This window comes from Xenorhabdus santafensis, assembly GCF_033949405.1.
Classification (GTDB): Bacteria; Pseudomonadota; Gammaproteobacteria; order Enterobacterales; family Enterobacteriaceae; genus Xenorhabdus; species Xenorhabdus santafensis.
Genome location: NZ_VCDN01000333.1, coordinates 1 through 328, shown reverse-complemented (window position 1 = coordinate 328; position 328 = coordinate 1). Strand labels below are relative to the sequence as shown.

Sequence of the window (328 nt, the reverse complement as noted above, 5' to 3'; positions counted from 1 at the left end):
ATCTATATCGATAAAATACCGTACGTTTTTTGATGTTTTTTTTAAAAATATAGTTTTGGGGAATTTTCATTTTTGGGGGAGTGATTTTGGATTTTTGATATGGGATTTGATTTTGAAATTTCGATTTTTGAAATTTTTGTTTTCCGTTTTCTCTGTCATTTTGTATTCCAAAATGACGGAGTTTATATAGTACCTCCATGACGAACTGAAAACGAAAAAAACTTTGCTCGCATATTCAATCCATAGATATTACATATCTTTAAAAAGTTCCACCATTTTAAATGAGTTGTGTGATGAAAAAAAGATATTTAGATTATGTTTGAATTTG

General features: G+C 27.4%; 1 protein-coding gene. It reads right to left on the bottom strand.

Translation table 11 applies throughout. The features are described from left to right. Window positions 1–199: hypothetical protein (locus FE392_RS22695; RefSeq protein WP_319931939.1), on the bottom strand; the 199-nt coding region annotated here is incomplete at its 3' end. Between the last annotated feature and the right edge of the window lie 129 nt (window positions 200–328).